Origin of the sequence: Trichococcus sp., assembly GCF_049589555.1 — a bacterium.
GTDB lineage: Bacteria > Bacillota > Bacilli > Lactobacillales > Aerococcaceae > Trichococcus.
On the sequence record NZ_JBAWAZ010000176.1, the window covers coordinates 1 to 21,188 of the forward strand.

A 21,188-nucleotide genomic window follows, 5' to 3' on the forward strand; every position below is an offset into this window, starting at 1 on the left:
CCTAAACCTCAAGTGAATGTGCCGGCTAGATTGAGCGTAACGTTGACAGATGCCACTATCCTGTTGGGCGATTCCATTCAGTTGGCGATCGGTAATGATCCTGCTGCTGAAAACTATATGAGTCCGATAACTGGTGGCGATGGGGACGGTACCTATACTTACGCTTGGTATGTAGATGGATCCGAAACTGTCATTTCCACAGCTGAAAATCCAACGCTATCCCCGACAACCGACACGAAATACAAGCTTATCGTTACAGACTCTAGCGGTTGTAAGGCTATTGCCTATATGTGGGTCAGAGTCAAAACAGGCAGTCTGACAATCAGGAAGGAAAATGAATCCGGTACGGTCATTACCGACAATCCTGCCACCTTCACTCTGGCAAAAGACAGCACTACCACAACGCAGTCGACAGCTGCGAATGGATTTGCCGAATTTACCGGTCTTACAAGAGGGACGTATACATTACAAGAAACAGTCGCTCCGACTGGATATATAGCAGATCCGATAGTCTATACGGTGACAGTGGGATTAAGTGCAATCGGAGCAGTAGAGGTTACTGTGACAAAACCCGGTACGCCGAATCCTGTAACGGTTTCAAGTAATCCATTGGTAATAAAAAATGCAGTGGATAAAATTGATATTCCGGTCACTAAGGTTTGGAATGACAACAATAATTTGCTGCAAACAAGACCATCAAACATTACTGTCAATGTTTACCAGAATTACCAAACAGGGGATTCACCTTATGACACGATTGTGATCACACCGGATGTTAACGGCGTGTGGAGTGGGGTCTTCGAAGATCTTCCGAAATATGAAAGCCCGGGTCAGTTGTATATCTATACAATCGAAGAGGTGGGTGTCGACAAATATATGGCAGTGGTAACCTCTTCAGACAATGGCTTCACGATCACCAACACATTGAATATCGGTTCACTCGCTGTACTGAAAGTCGACAAATCTGATCCTACAAAAAATCTGGATGGCGCAATTTTTGAACTCCGAAAAGCTGATGACAGCATTGTCAAAGATATCGATGGCAATGAAGTTAGAGGCACGACCGATTCCAACGGGCAGATTACCTGGGCGAACATCCCTTATGGTACGTATAAATTAGTGGAAATCCAAGCGCCCGATGGATTCAATCTGTTGGATGAAGATATCGAAGTTGTCATAGATGCCAACCATATCGATGTTTCGAAGACAATAGAAAATGTGCCAGTCAAAGAGTTGCCATCCACTGGCGGAATGGGGACAACAGTATTCACTTTAGTCGGACTAGCCATTATGTTTGGCACCGGATTTGTCTATAAGAAAAAGAAATAGTTACAATTTGCGTAATAACTGAGTCTAAAGGAGGAGAAGAAGATGAGTAAAAAGATCAAACTTTTTTTCACCGCATTGTTGTCAGTTATGGTTTTGTTTGGTGTTGCGCTTCCTAGCGCAGCATATGCGGCTACAGAGCGGCCAACCACTGGTACATTGAGTATCCACAAGTTACAATATCATACCGAAACGGCTCCAGTCATCAATAACGATGGTTTAGCCTTACCGGCACTTCCTTCGGGTACATCGGCCTTGCCGGGGGTCACATTTAAAGTATACAAAGTCGCGGACGACGCAACCGTTACTACGATTCCTGGTGGAGTTACACCGGTATCACTTGTGACGAACGCCTCAGGAATAGCAGAATTTACCGGGTTGGCGGCTGGACGCTATTTGGTAGTTGAAGACATCACGGCTGCTGGAACGCCATCCGGGATCGAATCATTCACACCTAACTTTTTGGTCGATGTTCCGATGATGAATCCTGACAATGTAACATGGAACGAAAATGTGCATGTGTATCCAAAAAACCAGTTGGTTCTAGGTAAAGCGGAATTAACGAAATCATTCGAAGGCGATGCAGTAGCGCCTTACCCTGTGGCTACTTTTGCACTCTACAAAGGGGATGCCGCTGATGGGACTGCCGATGATACACTGATCGGTTCATATCCTACTAACGCAATAACCAGAAAAATCAATGTCGAAAATCTGACAGTTGGTCACTACTACTTCATTGAAACTATCGCCCCTACTGGTTATGGATTAAATAAAACCCCAGTAGAATTCGATATCACAATCATTGATCATGACGAGACCATAGGTGTCGCTGACGATAACTTCCTGTATCCTACGATCGATAAATTTATCACAGCTATAGGAACGAAAACGGACACAGCGAATATCAATGAATTGAAAACTTGGATTATACAAACCACTATCCCTGGCGATATCAAGGATTATGAGAGCTATATCATCACAGATATCTTGGATCCTGCCTTGGACTATGAGAATTCATTCAGCATCAAAGCAGGAAACCATGTGCTCGTGCCAAGTGTTGATTATATTTTTCCTGAACCGCTAGTAGGTACGGCCGGGGCTTTGCTTTCAATCAATATAAATCCTGCATCACTGAAAGACTATGCTGGTCAAAAAGTGACTGTAGAATTCAAAACAAGCATCAATGAAAACGCTGTGATGGATGATGAAATCGAAAACAATGCTACAATCAGAACAACTTTGGATGGTACACCTTACGAAGAGGATGTTCCTGATTTGCCCGAAGTGCACACAGGCGGTAAGAAATTCGTGAAAGTCGGCAAAACAACGGATTCGGCGGCTTTGTCCGGAGCAGAGTTCAAAATTTTCAAAGCCGGAACAACTGATTACCTTCAATCTGACTGGTCATGGGGCAGCAAGGCAACCGCCCGCGTCTTCAAATCAGGAGCTGACGGTAAGTTTGAAGTGACTGGATTGGCTTATGGCAACTACACTTTAGAAGAAACGAAAGCACCAACAGGCTATAACTTGAGAGCGGATGTCAACTTCACGGTCGGTCTCGGAAGCTACGCTGACGCAAGCACTGCAACAATCACAAATGCCCCTACATTGACTCTGCCATCAACAGGTGGTATGGGTACAATAGTCTTTTCAATAATAGGGTCAGTACTGATGCTGGGTGCAGTGAAATTGTATAAGAAAGACGGCGTGGAAGAATAATAAGAATTAAATATTAAAACCTGATTTGGACAGGCGATATTATCGCCTGTTCATCCAAGAGGCTTTCATAGGAAAGCCTCTTGGATGAACAGAAAGTGCACTCAAAATAGGTAGCAGATGTTCATCGTCTTCTGCACTTTACTTGATCAGGAAAGTGGGTGTTTGTATTGAAAATAACTATTTCAAAGAAAATGCAGAAGATTCTACTGGCAGCCATTTTTGCTGTAGGGTTAGGCATTTTTTTATATCCAATACTGAGTAATGTATATGTGGAGTATTTTCAAAATCAGGTAATCGATTCTTATCAAGATAAAGTTGATCAAATGAAAGAACAGGAAAAAAGACAAAAACTGGCAGAAATGATGGCATACAACGATAACCTGAATCAGTCCGGAATTGAATATGAGGACCCTTTTGAAGGCATTTTGGATGATGGCGATAAAAAGATCGAATCCGAAAACAGCACAATTGATAGAGAAGTTGCTACTTCTGCAGGTGAGGAAGCTGTGATATATGATGCCTTAGCAGGTTCCGTTGGTGAAGCACTCGGGCATATCGAGATCCCAAAAATGGATGTTGATATTCCAATCTATTTTGGTACCAGTGAAAAAGTACTTCAAGAAGGGGTTGGTTTACTTGAAGGGAGCTCTTTACCAGTAGGAGGAGCCAGTACTCATGCGACCTTGACAGGACACAATGGACTGCCGAGTGCAAAATTATTTACAGATCTGCACAAATTAGCTGTTGGAGATATTTTTTTTATTCACTCCATCAACGGAACCCTCGCCTACGAAGTGGATACAATCAATACGGTATTGCCGGACGAAACCGAGTCATTGAAGATTGTTGAGGGTGAGGATTTGGTCACTTTGATTACCTGTACCCCTTACATGATCAATACGCATCGTCTGTTAGTGTCGGGCCATAGGGTTGCTTATGAAGAGGTTCAAGAAATTGTGGATGAACCCCAAGAAGCGGATTCCTCCAAAGTCGTGAAGACACAAGACTACAACAACAACAACATCTACCGGATTGCAGTGATGGCGTCCACTCTTCTCCTTTTTGGTATTATCCTATACAGAAGAAGACGCATAAAAGAAGGTGATCAAAATGAAAAATAAAAAGAAGAACAGATACCTGCTGCTCTTCATTTTGGGAGTATCCATCATTTTGGTCCCGCAAGTAGTCATCTTTTACAATAATTTAGGCTACCAACATCAAATAGATCTGTATAAGGAAACAATCACTGACTTAAATGAAGATCAGATACAACAATTTTTTAGTGAGGCAGCCTCGATAAACAACAACACCATTGCTGATAATCTGGATATTGAAAATGATTCCGAACTCCTGGAAATTTCTGCAGACAGCACCAAAACCGTGAGCAATCATGTTACGTTGAGCGATCCATTTACCAACCAGATGACTTCCGGAGGGAATCAGCCTAGTTTGATTGCTGAAGATGACGTTTTTGCTTTCATCGAAATACCGAAAATTGGTGAGATGTTGCCTATTTTTCTAGGAGCCACTCCTAACAATCTTGCAAAAGGTGTTGCTCAAGTGACAGAATCATCGTTGCCGACAGGGGGATCTGGAACGCATGCCGTCATTGCAGGCCATCGAGGGTATTACGGCGCGACATTTTTCAGATATATCGATCAAATGGAAACAGGGGACCTTTTTTATATTCATGTATTGAATAAAGTGTTGACGTATGAGGTCACAGGACAGGCTATAATCGAACCTGACGATACCTCTTCGCTAGGTATCGTCGAGGCAGAGGATTTAGTAACTTTACTGACGTGCACACCTTATCCTACAGACCGATATAGACTGCTTATCTACGGATCGAGGGTATACGATGAGGGTGAATCTGTTGAGTACGCGAGCGCCTCAGAAGACCCACTAATCGGCAAAACCAATACGGAAGATACGGAAATTGGCTCGGCGTACCCTGATGCGCAGGGGCAAGTTTTGGATGAACAAACATCCTATACTGAGGACAATACGGAAATTGTAGAAACCTGGGATGGCGATGAAGCCATTGAAGAGAACACTGTTTTACCGGTGGACGAGGATGAAGCACAGCAAAGTAACGAGGAGACTTCCGTGTCTTCATCAGAAAATACTTCTGTTCAACTTTTAGAGTCCGAAACAGACATTTCAACAACAGCCCGCAATCATAAATGGATTAATCGTTTGATTATCATTGCAGGCTTATTGAGTATTGCTGTCAGTATCGGATTGATTGTGAAAAATACAAGGAAAGGATAATGAAACATATTTTCCGAACGAATGTAATCGCATTAAAGAATTTAAAAAACTTTTGAGATATTGATGATGGCGCTCTGGAATAGGGCGTCATTTTCATTCACTGAGTTAGGTGATGCGTATTTCTGAAGGGAGGCACATCTAATAGTGTTGCTATCGTTATCCTTTGTGAAACGACCTTAATGATGTTAAGATGGTGATGAAAACGATAACAATTTCTTTGTGAAGCAAGGGGGATGCGTTATGGATAAGGAAGTTCATCAACTGATTGAAATCGCTGAAATTGCCATGCAGGCGAACGATTTTGCTCATGCTGAGAAAAAATACATTGATGCTTTATATTTGTTGGATGATCCGAAATCGGAAGAATACCAAAAAGTCGTAAACAAGCTGGCGAAGTGCTACGCTGCGCAGGAAAATTTTGATGGGTCCAAAGAATGTCTCGAGGAACTTTTGTTTTACGCGAAAAAAAACAAAAATCTGGAGAAGGAAGCTGAGTATCTGCATGCCTTGGCGGTGAATACCCGCAACATGGAAGAATATGATCTGGCTGCCCTGATGTGTGAGGAAGAGATCACTTTCCGGCTGACACATTTCCCTGATGATTATTGCGGATTAGCGCGAAGCTACCACGAAGCGGCCACGCTGTCATTGCTGCAACGGAATCCAATGAAGGGCAAAATTAATCTGGACAAGGCAAAACAATATGCCGATAAGTCGGGAGATGAAGAATGCCAAGCCGACATCATGCGCGGCCTCGGCGATTATCATTTCACCCTCAATGAATTGGAAAGAGCCCGGGATTCCTATCTGGAAAGCCATGCCTTATACATGAGAAATAAAAATGAAGAAGCGGCAGATGAACTGCTGGCAAGGCTGAAGCGCGTTGAGGACGTACGGTGAGAACCATAATATGCCAATTTGGACCGCACCAATCCATTCTAAAATGAAAAAAGCAACCTGTTTCCAGGTTGCCTACATTTTCTACAGAATAGATAAAATATCTGAAGGTGTCTTGAAGATGTGATCGGCATCGAATCCTTCTGACGTATGCGATCCCCATTCCGCCAATCCGAATGCAACAGCGGCATTGCGTGCGCACTGGTTGTCGTAAATGGAATCCCCGATGTAGATGGCTTCATTTTCGGCAATGCCCAATCTGCGCAAGCATTCCGTCAAAGGTTGACCGGATGGCTTGTGTTCTTCGGTATCGCTGGATGTGATGATGACGTCAAAATAGTCATCCAAACCGTAGGGTGTGATGTTCAGCTCGTAACTCTCTTTTGTCTTGGAGGTGACAATGCCCAGCAGGTGATTGTTTTCCTTCAAATAACGCAGCGTATCTTCCATTCCAGCAAATATACTCACGCTGTCCGCATAAGTTTTCGATTGTGCACTCCACTTCGGATGCAGATCGGCAGCTTCTTCAGGTGTGAATCCCAAAGACTGCAAGCCTTCCATACCCGGTATGCCGAAAATCGTACGCATGTCTTCCGGTGTTGCATGTCGGCCGGCATGTTCCCGAAGGATGTCATCCAGACCTCTGAAGATGGAATCTTCAGTATCAACGATTGTGCCGTCGACGTCAAAAATAAATGTATGAATCATATAAACAGCTCCCTTAGAATAGTCCACATCATTATAGCACAGCTTTGAACAGTAATAAAACTGCCCGGATTGATGCAAACGCATTAAAAAAAGGTTACAATATGCCATGTTCGTTTGGCATCTGCGTTCATTGGTTATATACTATACCTTTAGGAGCATGCAGTGTTGCTAAAAGAATAATTTCGGCATTGCCGAGTTTTCATAAAGTAAGGGGAATTGAAACATGGCTTTAAACGAAAAAGAATCAAAAATACTGAGCTACATAAAAGAAAATCCTTTTATTTCACAGCAAGACTTGGCTACAAAAATCGGCCTGTCCCGTCCTGCGGTGGCTAACATCATTTCCGGCTTAGTAAGACGGGGATACCTTTTGGGGAAAGCCTATGTCATCAATGACACGAGACCAATCGTCTGCATCGGCGCTGCCTGCATCGATCGTCGCTATTTCGTGGAAGGCGGTCTAATTCACGGACAATCGAACAATGTCACATCGCAAACGTCGATCGGTGGGGTTGCCCTCAGCATCGCTGAGAATCTGGGCAGGCTGCAGGAAGATGTCGTCATGCTATCTTTAGTGGGAGACGACGCGGAATGGCATACGATTGAGGAATCCATGCGCCCGTTGATGAAGACATCCGAAGTGGAAATGGTCCCTGGCTTTTCGACAGGAACCTTTATGGAAGTCATCGATGAATCAGGTAAGATGATCATCGGATTGGCAGAGATGGATATCTATGAATACATGCAGCCGAAATGGTTGTTGAAACACTTGGCGACACTAAAGAGGGCGAAGATGATCATAATCGACTCGAACTGTCCGAAAGAAAGCGTGGAGCACTTGCTTGAGATCGGCGCGAAGTACAATATTCCGGTCACCCTAGTCAGCGCATCCTTGCTGAAGCTGTATAATATCCCGGAAAATCTGAAGGGTTTGAAACTGCTGATTACGAAGCATGACGAAACCGAGAAACACTTCGGGATTGAAATCAAGGATGATGCCTCTTTGCGGGAAGCTTTGCAGCTTTGGTTGGATAAAGGGGTGCAGCATGTCATCATCACCAAAAACAGTCAGAGCGTAGGCTATGCCAGCGAAAAATACGGTATGCACATCTATGACCTGAAGAACAGCAACAGCGATACCTACATATGGGGAACGAACGAAGCGCTTTGTGCCGGAATCGTCTATTCCTACTTGAGGACTGATGATATTTCGGAAATGATCCAGACTGGCTTAGTGAATGCCGTCATGTCATCGAAATCAGCCTACAAAGTCCGTCCGAACCTATCTCAAGCGGTATTGCGCAAGGATGTCAAAGAAATCGGCAAGTTGGAAAGCAGAGAAATTTAGATGGACAAGAGCTTTCAGCTCAAGTGAAATGAAGCTATACCCCGATGGGATGTTCATTGGAGTAACGAAATAACCAAAAAGAGCCTGTAATCCGGGCTCTTTTTTGGTTTGTAAATTTATCAACTGAAGCACCGCTAATCTTTTGTTTCTTCCGTAAGTATAGTAAAATAAGAGTAAGGAAAGCGTTTTCTGGTTGATTATTCCAAAGGAGTGAGTTTGAATGGTTCATTATAAAAACATATTGATCCCAGTGGACGGATCGGAGGCTTCGATCAAGGCGTTCAAACAGGCGGTCCATATCGCTGAAAGGAACGATGCCGCGCTTTATCTTGTTGCGATACTGGATAAATTGGACAATGCCGAAGAGGCCGCACAGCTGCAGAAGGATAAGGACTCTTTATTCGATGAATTTGACAGGTACGCGCGGGCAAACGGGGTCGCGGTGCACAAGGAAATGCGCACTGGCAATCCAAAGGAAATGATTGCGAAGACGCTTGTGGAAGAATGGAATTGTGATTTGATTGTAATGGGTGCAACCGGTAAAGGCACCATCGCAAAATTGGTGGTCGGATCCGTGACGAATCATGTCATCAAACATGCACCGTGTGATGTATTAATTGTAAGGGAAGATTGATCAGACGCTTTTGAACCAACGGATCAGGAGACGCAAAATAAGTCCAGCTACGTTTACGTAGCTGGACTTTCCTTTTTTTGAGAAAGTATAAATGTTTCGAACCTCATAGCGCATCACCGGAGGTGTTTTATAGGTTTGTAAAATATTTCATGCTTCCTATAATGATGGCTAGCTTCACGGGTTAACCCTTCGGAAATTAGATAAATCGTACCTATTGCGCTCTGCGATGCTCAGTCGGCACGATTTCCTAAATTTCTTTCAGGGCTGAACGAACCCGTTCCGCTTTTCTACAAAATGATTTTAGCGGTACTTCCTTCCGCTGTGCGGTCGACTTCGATATGGACTGGTATCCGCGTTTTCAGTTCCTCAACGTGCGAGATGATGCCGACCAATCGTCCACTGCTGTTCAGGGAGAACAACGCTTCGATTGCGGAATCCAATGATTCGGGATCCAATGAACCGAAGCCCTCATCGATGAACAGCGTATCGATCTGGATGCCGCCGCTGCGGCTCTGCATCACGTCGCTGAGTCCTAGAGCAAGCGCAAGGGATGCCTTGAAGCTTTCGCCGCCCGATAACGTTTTGACGCTGCGGGTTTGGCCGGTGTAATGGTCGAATACATCCAGGTCCAGCCCCTTGGCTCCGGCACCTTTTCCTTTGTCTTCCTTCCGCAACAACAGGTAACGGTTGTTGGTCATCTGTTGGAAGCGAAGGTTGGCGGCTTCGATGATTTCCTCGTAGTAGATCGCAAGCACATAGCGCTCGAAGGAAATATAGTCGGTTTCTTTGGTGCCGTTGGCGATGTCCGACAAGGTCCTGTATTTTTGGTAATCGGCAATGATCTGCTGCTGCTTTTTGTAGATTGCGGCGATTTCTTGGGCCGCTTTTTTGAGCATTTGGATGTTGCCGGCGAGCTGATCTTTTTGCTCTTCCGATTCGCGGATGGCATTGTCCAGAAGCACTTTTTGCTCGGCGCAGGAGGCGATTGTCTGATCCGGATCCAATGCGGCTGCGGCTTTCCTTTGATCGCGCAAACGGGTCACTGTGACATTCAGGTCGTCTTCATGACTGCGGATCCGTTTCAGGATGTCCAGACACAGAGTCTTATCCAAAATCAGATGGTTGAAAGGTTCTTCGAGACCGGCAGCATCCAGTGCCGTTGTGTATATCGTCTCAGCATCCAGCAAAGCAGTTGTGGCTTCCTGGACTTGAGCTGCGTAGGTGGTCCGGTTGGCAAGGCAGACAGCAAGCTGTTTCTCGAGGTCCGTCAGCTCGTTTTTCAGTTTGTTATAGGCGCTTGTGCAAGTTTCAATCTTTTCGTTCAGTTGCAGGATCTCTTTTTGAACGATTGGGAGGTCTTTGTCGCCCAAAAATTGCTTTTCCAGGTCAATTTCGGACAGCAGGTCCCGGGAAAGGGTTTCGTTCAAGAGCAACGTTTGCTGAAGGGCAATACGGTTCTGGTCGATCTCCTGCAGCTTCGCTTCGATGTCGTTGTGCACCTTTACGAGGGCATCTTCTTCATCAAGCACCCTCTGCAGATTTTTCATCTCCGACAGCAATGCTTTTTCTGACGCAATCTCCGTATCGCGTTTTTCTTTCTGCTCTTGTTTGTAGCTTTCGAAAGATTCAGCCGGGACAGCGAACTCAGTGAAGAGATCAACCAATTGTTTTCGGATACCTGAAAGTTCGGCAGTCGCTTGCTGGTAATCCGCATAGGCCTGATTCCGTTTTTTCTCCAGCAATTCCCGGTCCTGATCCGAGAGGGTGTCCGCCGTTTTTTGCGCGGGTGCGGGATGGTCCGTTGAACCGCAGACAAGGCAAGCTTCTCCGCCAACCAACTGTTCGGCTAAGATGCCGGCGATGTTGCGATTGTAGAGGAGGGTTTCATCCTTGAACTGTTGATCGACCGTCATGTATGCTTTTTCGAGAATCAGGAATCGCTCGACTTTTTCAAGTTGTTCAGCCAACACTTTTTCGGTCTGTACGATCCTTTTGTGGAGCTGATCGGATTGCTGTACGTTCATTCTGCAGGCACTCAATTGCTCTTGCATGATGGCAGCATCCTTTTGGGCTCGTTTCACTTCCGAAAGCTTCTGCTGGCATTGTTCCTGTTTTATTTTTTGCGCTTGCTGGAGTTCCGCATGTTTCTGCAGTTCTTTCGTGGCATCTTCGCACGCTTTCTGGCAAACGATCAGTTCTTTTTCTTTCTTCGCCAATGCGACAAGCTGTTTTTCCTGTTCCTTCACGGCGTCTACCTGCTCACGCAAGTCCGGGATCAGGGAAAAGGCTTGCGAAATTGCTTCGAACGCTGGTTTTTTATCGCGTGAAGCCTGATTCAATTGGTCGAAAAGATCGTCATTTTGTTTGGCTTGTTCCTGTTTTGCATTCTGGTTTGTGGATGCTGTAACGCACAGCAATCTTTTTCCCTCAGCTTTGACGGCTTGTTCATGGCGTTCCAATTGCTGTTTCCATCCGAGGACAGACGATTCTTCTTCTTCAAGAACTTTCAGCCTGGCCTCCAACTGTGCGATATCTTCCAGCAATTTGATGGTATCGGAAGCGGATTGGCTTTGTGAACGCAAATTCGCGAGCTGCAGTTCTTTGGCGCTGCGCTCTTCTTCGAGCGCAGCCAACAGTTCCGCGATCCGAACTAGAATGCGCTCGGTGTCCTGCAAGATGAGTACTTCCTGCAGGGCGTCATCGTTTATTCCGGAGGCAAACGAATAGGCCGTTTGCAGGGAATCTTGGGCAGAAGTCGCTTGGACTTGGAGCAATTTGGCTTTTTCCTTCAGTTCCTCCTGGAAACTTTTCAGGATTTCGGTCCCGAAGATGTTCCGGAAGATGGTCTCTTTTTCGGTGCTGTTCGATTCAAGCAGCTTCTTGAATTCCCCCTGCGGCAGCATGACAATCTGTTTGAACTGCTCGTAATTCAAGGAAAGCAGCTGTTCTATTTCCGCATTGGCATCGCGCGCTTTCGTCGTCACCGTGTCGTCGTGATAGAAGGCCACGTCAGCTAAAAGGTTGATGATTTTCCCGCTCTTTCCGGGACCCGTCTGGGCAGGGGAGCGTCTGACGCGGTAAGTCTTCCCGTTGTATTCGAACTCCAGATCAACGTAACAGACCGACTCTTCCGCTGCGAACTGCGACTTGAAAGTGTCCTTTTCCCGGCTGCTGCCGCTGGCGACATCGTAAAGGGCGTAAGCGATGGCGTCGAAAATCGTGGTCTTGCCGGCACCCGTAGGTCCGCTCACAAGAAATAAGGTTTGGTTCTGGAATTGCGTGAAGTCCAATACGATTTTTTCTTTGTATGGCCCGAAGGCACTCACTTCTAATCTTAAGGGTCTCATCTAATCTTTCCTTCCCAAAGCGGCAAAGACATCCGCAACGATTTTTTGACCGGATTCATCCAATTCCATGGCGCGGTATTGCTCATAAAAGTCCTTGAACAGATCCGGGTAGGACAACTGTTGGAGATCCTCGCGGTTATGCTGCAAGGCCATCGATTCGGTTTCTCTCCGGCTGACGTATTCGAGGCCCATCGCCTGCGGATAGCGACGGCGCAATTGGTTCATCGCGTCCAGCACATATTCCGTATCCTCCAGTTCAAAGAACAGGTAATCGTCGGATTGGCCGTTCATCAACTCGGAAAACGTGCTTCTGATCGTGCGCATATCGCGCAAAGGCTTGATGCGGAGCGGTTCGATCTCCAGTTTGTCTTTTTCTATGGTTACGATGCTCGTCTGCTTTTGATGCGGGGTTTCCGATTTGGAATACTTCAGGATCGATCCGCTGTAGCGAACTTTGTCGTTTTTGACTTTCTGGGCTTTGTGCAGATGCCCAAGAGCGACGTAATCAAAATCCTCGAACAGCGACACATCCACGTATTCGGAAGTGCCGATGCTGAGCGGACGTTCGGAATCGGAAGGTTCGCTCGTGTCGTTTCCGGCCTGGATCACATAACCATGCGCAATCAGGATGTTCACTTCTTCCGGGTTCATCGTTGCTTTGACGGTCGCCAGTTGCGCACGTACGGCATCCTCCATATTTTTGATGGTGTCGTCCTGAAGCGTTTCGCGGACGTAGACATGGTCAGCAAAGGGCAGCAGATAGAAATTGGTTCCCTCGAAAGCAACTTTTCGGATGGCCGGTTTCATGGTTCCCTCTATGTAGAGGCGGCTGTCGGCCAGCAGGTCAGCGGCATATTCGATACGCTCGTTGCTGTCGTGGTTGCCGGCGATGACGAACACTGGCACGCCCAATTCCTTCACCATCCGTGTCAGTGTCCTGTTGGCCAGCGCCACCGCTTCTTTCGGCGGCAAAGCGCGGTCGTAAAGGTCCCCGGCCATGATGATCGCATCGATATCTTTTTCTTTGAGTGTTTCAATCAAGTTCATCAAGTAGTGGCGCTGGTCCTCCAGCATGGAAAAATCATTGACGATTTTGCCCAGATGCCAATCAGCCGTATGCAGTATTCTCATGGGAAAGTCTCCTGTCCATCGGTTAGTATTTTTTAATAAAAAAGTTGCGCGTATTTTATTTTTAAAGTAAACAAGTTCATCTTCCATTATAACAGACTATCCCGGAGGCTAGCAGGGACAAATGCAGCAGAGCGAGTGAAATGCTAGTGATGTGGACGCGTTTGGGCTATAGTATGAGTAAGAGAATATCAAAAGAAAGTAGTTGAAGGAGGAACCGAAATGGATCTGGGGTTAACGAACAAAGTGGCATTGGTCATCGCTTCAAGCCAAGGATTGGGCAAAGCGGTGGCGAAGGAACTCGTCAAAGAAGGTGCGCACGTCATGCTGGCCAGCAGAAGCGAAGACAAATTGGCTGAGGTGAAAGAAGAACTGGAAGCCTTGCATGGCGGAAAGGTCGCTTATTTCCCTTGCGACATCACCAAAAATGAGGATATCCAGAAGCTGGTGGCAAGGACGCATGAAGTGTTCGGGAAAATCGATATTTTGTTGAACAATGCAGGCGGTCCGCCCAGCGGGAAATTCGATTCTTTCTCCGATGAGGCATGGCAACAGGCCTTCGAATTGAACTTGCTGAGCTATATCCGGATCATCCGCGAAGTGCTGCCTGACCTTCGCAAAGAGGGCGGACGCATCGTCAATATCGCTTCGATTTCGGTGAAGACGCCGTTGCCGAATCTGGTCCTTTCCAATACGTTCCGGAATGGTATCGTCGGTTTGAGCAAGACGCTTGCCGATGAATTGGCGCCCGACAACATTCTTGTGAATGTTGTTGCGCCGGGAAAAATTGAAACCGATCGCCTGAAATATCTGAATGAAGCGAACGCCAAAGCGAAAGAATTGTCATTGGCTGAAGTCGACAAAGCTGCGATTGCAGGTATTCCTTTGGGACGCTACGGTACACCGGAAGAATTCGCGAAAGCCGTCGTTTTTCTTCTTTCCGATGCGAACACCTACATTACCGGCAGCACACTTTATGTGGATGGCGGGGCAGTCAAAGCGATTTGAAGGCGAACCGCCATCCGAAACAGACAGGAGAATGACTTATGGGACAAGTAATCATCAACGCAGACGATTTTGGTCTCACAAATGGCGTGAACTACGGCATCATCGACAGTTTTTTGTACGGCATCACCACCTCGACGACTCTTATTGCAAACGGATCGGCTTTCGATCATGCAGTGGAGTTGGCATCCGATCATCCGGATCTGGAAGTCGGGGTCCATCTGAATTTGACGCTCGGCAAGCCTTTACTGCCTGATTCAGTCAGCATCAGTGCCAACGGGCGTTTCCATACAAGGGAATACGTACAGCAGCATGCGGCTTCGCTGGATTTGGATGAAGTCTATGCGGAGTGGCATGCGCAGATCGAAAAGGTGCGCAAGGCGGGCATCAAACCAACGCATTTGGATTCGCACCACCATGTGCATATGCTGGAGCCGCTCAACAAAGTCATCCTGTCGCTGGCGATTCAGTACGATCTGCCGATCCGGGACCACTTTGAAGGTAGCCATGGGGTATTGCACACGGACCGTCAATTCGACCTCGGTTTCGCTGCTGAAAAACCGCAGGCCGAATTGGGGATGAGTGTGATGGAGAAATTGGATGATATCATGACCGTCCTGGAAAAAGCGGACACATCGGTTGAATTGATTGTCCATCCCGGCTATGTCGACGCAAGCCTGGAACGCGTGAGTAGTCTGCAGAAGGACCGGGCCTACATGGCTGAATTCTTGATGCATTCCGATTTTGCGGATCGGATTCGCGAAGACGAGGCAATCCAGCTGATTTCTTATGCGGAATTGAAAGAATAATGATGTTTGTGATAAAGACAGCCCCATTCAGGGGTTGTCTTTTTGTATTTACTACTAAATTATAATGATTATCTTTAGCAGGAATACGGAAAGTAGTGATAGAATAGAGAAATGAAGCATAAACGACCTGTACAGCGATTTTGGGGTTTCGCAACTGTTTCGTCTGCAATTTGAATGATAAAGGAGCAATTTAAAAATGGCATTATTGGAAATGGAACATCTGAGCTTTGTGTCAGATGGCAAAGTCATACTGGATGACATCACCTATTCGCTTGAGGAGGGGGACTTTCTCTCGATAACCGGCCCGTCCGGAAGCGGCAAAAGCACCCTGTTGAAGATCATCGCGACAATCCTTTCGCGTACCGAAGGGGAAATACGCTACAATGGGAAGTCTCTGGATGCGTACGAACCTACCGAATACCGCAAGGAGGTTTCCTACACGTTCCAGACACCCGTTTTGTTTGGAAAAACCGTCCGCGATAATTTGGCTTTCCCATACGAAATCCGCAAAAAGGAATTCGATGAAAAGAAAGCAGTCGCATATCTGGAGTCGCTTGGGCTGCCGAAGGAATATTTGGATAAAGAAATCAATACCTTGTCAGGCGGAGAAAAACAGCGTGTCGCTTTGATCCGCAACGTCCTGTTTCAACCGAAAATCCTCCTGCTCGATGAAGTGACGAGCGCCTTGGATGAAGCGAATCGCCAGATCATCTGGAAATGGCTCCACGAAATGCGGGAGCATGCCGATATGACGATCATCATGGTCAGCCATAATGAGGAAGAATCCAGCTTGGCTGATAAGAACATCCATATCGTTGCAGGAAAAATCGTAAAAGGGGAGTAGAACTAAGATGGATCTACAAGTCAGTCCAATCACGCTCATGTTGAGCTTTTCGTTGGTGATGGTGGGAGTCTACATCTCCTACAAAGAAAAATTAGGCACGGCCAAAGACATTTTGTACAGCATTGCCAGAGCCGTTGTTCAGCTGATTGCGGTCGGGTACGTGTTGACGTATCTGTTCAATGTGAACAACACAATCGTCACTTTGGTGATGGTTGCCGTAATCGTCTTCAATGCGTCATGGAATGCCCACAAACGCAGCAGCAGTATCCCGAATTCCTTGAAGATTTCGCTCATCGCCATCTCGGCTTCCGCGATTTTGACGTTATCCATTTTGGTCCTGTCCGGGTCCGTCAAATTTATCCCCTCACAGATTGTTCCGATCACAGGCATGATAGCCGGGAATGCGATGACGACCATCGGCTTGTGTTATCGCAACCTGAATTCCTTGTTCCGCGATCAGCGCCAGCAGATCCTGGAAAAACTGTCGTTGGGAGCGACTCCGAATCAAGCTTCGCGCACCATCTTGAGGGAAACAATCAAATCAGGCATGCAGCCATCCTTGGATTCCGCCAAAACGGTGGGAATCGTCTCCTTGCCGGGCATGATGTCGGGTCTGATGTTTGCCGGTACCGTACCGATGACGGCCATCATGTATCAGATCATGGTGACTTTCATGCTGGTGGCGGCGACAAGCATCTCCTCCTATATCGCCTCTTTCTTGGCATACCGCGAATTCTATAATGACAGACAGCAATTACGCGTCTGAAATTGCGCATGCTTTTGGTTGGTTCACCCTGAGAAGTATGGTATCCTTTCTATTATAATATTGATTTTGGAGGAAAAACGTTGAGCGGATTAATCTATCGCAGAACCCATCGCATCAAAGGCTATGAATGCGACATCACCGGTGAGGTCACTTTGCCATCGCTCGTCAACCTGATGATGGATTTGTCGGGACAACAAAGCGATTCACTCGGGAACACGAATGACCAGATGACCGAAAGAGAACTTAGTTGGATCATCGTGCAGTACGACATGCAGATCAATCGCATGCCGCATCAAGGCGAGGAAATCATTCTTGAAACGGAAGCCATGAGCTATAATCGCTTTTTCACTTATCGCCGTTTCCGGGCGTATGATGAAAGCGAACAATTGTGTGTGGAAGTGATGACGAACTTCGTCATGATGGACATCGAGACCCGTAAAATGGTCCAGATCCAAAAAGACCTGCTGACCGTCTATCAGGCTGATGAAATCCGGACGATGGTGCGCATGCAGAAGCCGATCCAACTGGAGCCGGAAAACCGCAAGGAACAAGATTTCCGCGTCAGATACCTGGATATCGACTACAATCGCCATGTCAACAACGCCAAATATTTCGACTGGATCATCAACACGATCGACCCGAAATTCATCATGGATCACCAGATGACTGCAGTTACCATCAAGTACGAAAAAGAAGTCGAATACGGCAACAGCATCACCAGCGTCATGTCGACGAAAGAAGCGGAGAACGGCGAAATCATCACCGCGCACCGCATCATGAACGGCGAAGACTTGGCATGCGAAGCCCATATGATCTGGAAAAAAGTATAGAAAAGCGGAGCGGGTTCGTTCAGCCCTGAAAGAAATTTAGGAAACCGTGCCGACTGAGCATCGTAGAGCGCAATAGGCACGGTTTATCTAATTTCCGAAGGGCTTACCCGTGAAGCTAGCCAACGTTCTGGGATGCTTTGAATATTTTGCAACCCTGTGAAACACCGGAGGTGATGCACTTTTGGAATGGAAATATTCTATTAAACAGAAAGAGGAGCCAACCGAATGCTCGGGTGCTCCTCTTTCTGTTTGTTGTTTAGTGCTGGTTTTATGCTTGTTCTTTATAAAGTGCGTTGATTCTTGCTTGAACGTCTTTATCTGCCAAGAAGTCTTCGTAAGTTGTTTCCATTCTGTCCACAACGCCGTTTGGAGTCACTTCGATGATGCGGTTCGCAGTAGTGTTGATGAACTCGTAATCGTGTGAAGTGAACAATAACGCGCCTTTGAAGGCGATCATACCGTCATTCAATGCAGTGATGGATTCAAGATCCAAATGGTTCGTCGGATCATCCAATACCAAGACGTTTGCTTTGGAAAGCATCATTTTCGATAGGATGATACGTACTTTTTCTCCCCCGGATAGGACAGAAACTTTCTTCATAACGTCTTCACCTGAGAACAACATGCGGCCCAAGAAGCTGCGCAAGAAGGTATTGTCGTCCTCTTCTTTGCCTGCGAATTGGCGCAACCATTCCAAAATGGTGATGTCGGCAACCGGGAATTCATTCGTGTGGTCCTTCGGCAAGTAGCTTTGTGAAGTTGTAACGCCCCATTTGAAGGTACCGCCGTCAGCTTCCATTTCACCCATCAAAATTTTGAAGAGGGTGGAAGTAGCGATATCTTTGCGGCTGGCGAAAGCGACTTTATCGTTTTTGTTCAACGCAAAGCTGATGTTGTCCAAAATTTTGACGCCATCGATTGTTTTGGAAAGGTTCGAAACAATCAATAAGTCATTACCGATTTCGCGTTCTGGAGTGAAGCCGACGAAAGGATATTTACGGGAGGATGGTTGAATATCATCCAATGTGATTTTATCCAAAGTCTTTTTACGTGAAGTCGCTTGTTTGGATTTCGATGCATTTGCACTGAATCGCGCGATGAAGTCCTGCAATTCCTTGATCTGCTCTTCTTTTTTCGAATTGGAATCAGCGGCCAATTTAGCGGCCAATTGACTGGATTGCATCCAGAAGTCATAGTTTCCGACATAAAGTTTGATTTTTCCAAAGTCAACGTCACACATGTGCGTACAAACCGTGTTCAGGAAGTGACGGTCATGGGAAACTACGATGACGGTATTAGGGAAGTTGATCAGGAACTCAGATAACCATTCGATTGATTCTTTGTCCAAACCGTTTGTCGGCTCGTCTAATAGTAATACATCCGGTTTGCCGAATAATGCTTGCGCCAGCAAAACTTTTACTTTTTGTGGCTCCAATAGGTCACTCATCTGCTTGAAGTGCAAGTCTTCACCAATGCCTAAACCTTGCAAGAGACTTGCAGCATCGGATTCGGCTTCCCAGCCATCCAATTCAGCAAATTCGCCTTCAAGTTCGCCGGCTCTGATGCCGTCTTCTTCTGTGAAATCAGTTTTTGCATAAATGGCATTTTTTTCATCCATGATGGCATAAAGACGTTTGTGACCCATGATGACAGTGTCCAATACTTGATGGTCTTCGAAACCATAGTGATTCTGGTTCAGTACAGCTAAACGTTCATTTGGATCTAAAATGATGTCGCCGGTTGTGGGCTGGATGACACCTGATAAAATCTTTAAGAAAGTAGATTTTCCAGCTCCGTTTGCACCGATGACGCCATAGCAGTTACCAGGGGTGAACTTTAGGTTAACATTGTCAAACAACTTGCGATCGGAAAATTGTAGGCTGACATTTGATACGGTAATCATTTTTTTACATTCCTCAATTCTTGTTTATAGTCAATTAATTCTAGCATATTCCTGAAAAAATAAAAGGATTTTAACAGAGTGTTTACAAAAAACGAGTAAGATTGTGTCTCTGGTGGCAATAGATTGTTCCTGATTGTTTCAATATTGCCATTATTTTCGGATGACAGCCAGTGCTTGTGGTATGGCTGCGAAAATGAGAAAATGGTAAGTTTTTTTGGTTAACGCTCACAATTCTAGTATCGTGGGGAATGCCGTGATAGAATGGACAAAATCGAAACAGAAAGTTGGCTGAGACTTAATGGATAAGAAATTATCGAATAAAGAATATATATACATAGGCTCCATGCTCTTCGGCTTATTTTTCGGTGCCGGCAACCTGATTTTTCCGGTCCATATGGGACAATTAGCTGGACAAAACTTGATTCCGGCGATACTGGGGTTTGTCGTGACGGCAGTGGGGTTGCCGTTTCTGGGTATTGTTGCGATGGGGCTGTCCGGTAAAGAAAGCCTGCTGGAAATGGCGAGCAAAATCCATCCGAAATACGGCGTTTTCTTCACAGCCGCACTCTACCTTACAATCGGGCCATTTTTTGCGACGCCGCGTACCGCGACCGTGTCGTTCGAGGCAGCTTTTGCTCCTTACTTGGATCCCTCAATGACAAAGATGGCGCTGTTCCTTTTCTCGTTGCTTTTCTTCGCAGCTGTTCTCTGGTTCTCCCTGAAGCCATCGGAAATATTGAAATGGGTAGGCAAGGTACTGAATCCGATTTTCCTGGTTTTTCTTTCGATTCTGATCCTCTTCGGCTTTTTCGCGCCGATGGGTACAGCGAGTGAAATACCAGTGGATGCGAGCTATCAGACAGGCGCATTCTTCAAAGGCTTTTTGGAAGGGTACAACACGATGGATGCGTTGGCTTCCTTAGCTTTCGGCATCATCGTCGTAACGACGATCCAAGGTTTAGGCGTCACAAAGCCAGCAACGATTGCGAAGGACACGATAAAATCCGGAACGATCAGCATGCTGTTGATGGCTGTCATTTATGGTTCGCTGGTTTACTTGGGCGCAACGAGCCGTGGTGTTTTTGAAATCAGCGACAACGGCGGTATCGCTTTGGCGCAGATCTCAAACGAGTACTTCGGCATCTTCGGCGCTGTCCTGTTTGCGGTCATCATCACAGTTGCCTGTCTGAAAACAGCAATCGGGCTGGTCACAGCCATCAGTGAAACGTTCGTGCTTATGTTTCCAAACTCATTGGACTACAAAAAATACGTCTATCTTTTTACAGCCATTTCCTTCGGTTTGGCGAATCTGGGCTTGAGCCAGATCATCGCCTTCTCGATTCCGGTGTTGATGTTCCTTTATCCACTTGCGATCACTTTGATTTTGCTGTCAATCACGAGCAGCCTGTTCAATGACCGGACGATCGTCTACCAGATGACGACCTTGTTCACTTTGCCTTTCGCAACCATTGATTTCCTGAAAGCTTTGCCGCAAGGAATCAAGGACGTTATCGGTCTGAACGGTGTCATTGCCTGGACTGATTCGGCAATTCCTTTATCCGATATCGGAATGGGTTGGCTGATCCCATCCATGATCGGTTTTGCAATCGGCTTGGCGATTTCGAAAACCAATAAATTAGTCTAATAACA

17 protein-coding genes are annotated in these 21,188 nt (G+C 46.2%); 13 read left to right on the top strand and 4 right to left on the bottom strand.

The window, feature by feature from the left end:
- The 5 genes from WBV27_RS06920 to WBV27_RS06940 all read left to right on the top strand — a co-directional run.
- Positions 1–1,329 (top strand): SpaA isopeptide-forming pilin-related protein (locus WBV27_RS06920; protein ID WP_424200614.1); only part of this gene is annotated, 1,329 nt, incomplete at its 5' end.
- Positions 1,330–1,371: 42 nt separating this feature from the next.
- Complete coding sequence (locus tag WBV27_RS06925) at positions 1,372–3,045, top strand: SpaH/EbpB family LPXTG-anchored major pilin (protein WP_424200616.1); 1,674 nt, start codon at positions 1,372–1,374, stop codon at positions 3,043–3,045.
- Between the two features lie 167 nt (positions 3,046–3,212).
- Positions 3,213–4,166, top strand: a complete 954-nt coding sequence (locus WBV27_RS06930) for a class C sortase (protein WP_424200618.1) — start codon at positions 3,213–3,215, stop codon at positions 4,164–4,166.
- Entirely contained in the window at positions 4,156–5,319 is a 1,164-nt protein-coding gene (locus WBV27_RS06935) for a class C sortase (protein ID WP_424200620.1), read from the top strand. Before WBV27_RS06930 ends, WBV27_RS06935 begins: the two co-directional genes overlap by 11 nt.
- Before the next feature lie 240 nt (positions 5,320–5,559).
- Positions 5,560–6,219 carry a hypothetical protein gene (locus WBV27_RS06940; protein WP_424200622.1) on the top strand — a complete coding sequence of 220 codons (660 nt, stop codon included), beginning with the start codon at positions 5,560–5,562 and terminating at the stop codon, positions 6,217–6,219.
- An 81-nt stretch (positions 6,220–6,300) separates the two neighbouring features.
- On the opposite strand, the gene WBV27_RS06945 is transcribed toward WBV27_RS06940, so the two are convergent.
- A complete protein-coding gene (locus tag WBV27_RS06945; RefSeq protein ID WP_424200624.1) occupies positions 6,301–6,924 on the bottom strand; it encodes an HAD family hydrolase in 624 nt (207 codons plus the stop codon).
- A gap of 223 nt (positions 6,925–7,147) precedes the next feature.
- Between WBV27_RS06945 and WBV27_RS06950 the strand changes: the two genes are divergently transcribed.
- Together WBV27_RS06950 and WBV27_RS06955 are read left to right on the top strand one after the other, a co-directional pair.
- Complete coding sequence (locus WBV27_RS06950; protein WP_424200626.1) at positions 7,148–8,272, top strand: carbohydrate kinase; 1,125 nt, start codon at positions 7,148–7,150, stop codon at positions 8,270–8,272.
- 220 nt (positions 8,273–8,492) lie between these two features.
- Entirely contained in the window at positions 8,493–8,906 is a 414-nt protein-coding gene (locus WBV27_RS06955) for a universal stress protein (protein WP_424200628.1), read from the top strand.
- Positions 8,907–9,193: 287 nt separating this feature from the next.
- On the opposite strand, the gene WBV27_RS06960 is transcribed toward WBV27_RS06955, so the two are convergent.
- A complete protein-coding gene (locus tag WBV27_RS06960) occupies positions 9,194–12,253 on the bottom strand; it encodes an AAA family ATPase (RefSeq protein ID WP_424200630.1) in 3,060 nt (1,019 codons plus the stop codon).
- Complete coding sequence (locus tag WBV27_RS06965; RefSeq protein ID WP_424200632.1) at positions 12,254–13,384, bottom strand: exonuclease SbcCD subunit D; 1,131 nt, start codon at positions 13,382–13,384, stop codon at positions 12,254–12,256. It lies immediately after the preceding gene.
- Between the two features lie 219 nt (positions 13,385–13,603).
- Here WBV27_RS06965 and WBV27_RS06970 point away from each other — a divergent pair, with 219 nt between their 5' ends.
- From WBV27_RS06970 to WBV27_RS06990, 5 genes are all read left to right on the top strand, one after another.
- Positions 13,604–14,389, top strand: a complete 786-nt coding sequence (locus WBV27_RS06970; protein ID WP_424200634.1) for an SDR family oxidoreductase — start codon at positions 13,604–13,606, stop codon at positions 14,387–14,389.
- 38 nt (positions 14,390–14,427) lie between these two features.
- Positions 14,428–15,195: a carbohydrate deacetylase gene (locus tag WBV27_RS06975; RefSeq protein WP_424200636.1), complete on the top strand. Its 768-nt coding sequence runs from the start codon at positions 14,428–14,430 to the stop codon at positions 15,193–15,195.
- Positions 15,196–15,391: 196 nt separating this feature from the next.
- Positions 15,392–16,039, top strand: a complete 648-nt coding sequence (locus WBV27_RS06980) for an ABC transporter ATP-binding protein (RefSeq protein WP_424200638.1) — start codon at positions 15,392–15,394, stop codon at positions 16,037–16,039.
- A gap of 7 nt (positions 16,040–16,046) precedes the next feature.
- On the top strand, positions 16,047–16,805 hold the full coding sequence (locus WBV27_RS06985; RefSeq protein WP_424200640.1) for an ABC transporter permease: 759 nt from the start codon (positions 16,047–16,049) through the stop codon (positions 16,803–16,805).
- An 80-nt stretch (positions 16,806–16,885) separates the two neighbouring features.
- Positions 16,886–17,635 (top strand): acyl-[acyl-carrier-protein] thioesterase, encoded by a 750-nt coding sequence (locus tag WBV27_RS06990; RefSeq protein ID WP_424200642.1) that lies wholly within the window; start codon positions 16,886–16,888, stop codon positions 17,633–17,635.
- 268 nt (positions 17,636–17,903) lie between these two features.
- Here the strand turns inward: WBV27_RS06990 and WBV27_RS06995 are convergent, their stop codons facing one another.
- Positions 17,904–19,538, bottom strand: coding sequence for an ABC-F family ATP-binding cassette domain-containing protein (locus WBV27_RS06995; protein ID WP_424200644.1), 1,635 nt, complete (start codon positions 19,536–19,538; stop codon positions 17,904–17,906).
- 298 nt (positions 19,539–19,836) lie between these two features.
- On the opposite strand from WBV27_RS06995, the gene brnQ reads away from it, so the two are divergent.
- Positions 19,837–21,183: a branched-chain amino acid transport system II carrier protein gene (brnQ, locus tag WBV27_RS07000; RefSeq protein ID WP_424200646.1), complete on the top strand. Its 1,347-nt coding sequence runs from the start codon at positions 19,837–19,839 to the stop codon at positions 21,181–21,183.
- The last annotated feature ends 5 nt before the right edge of the window (positions 21,184–21,188 follow it).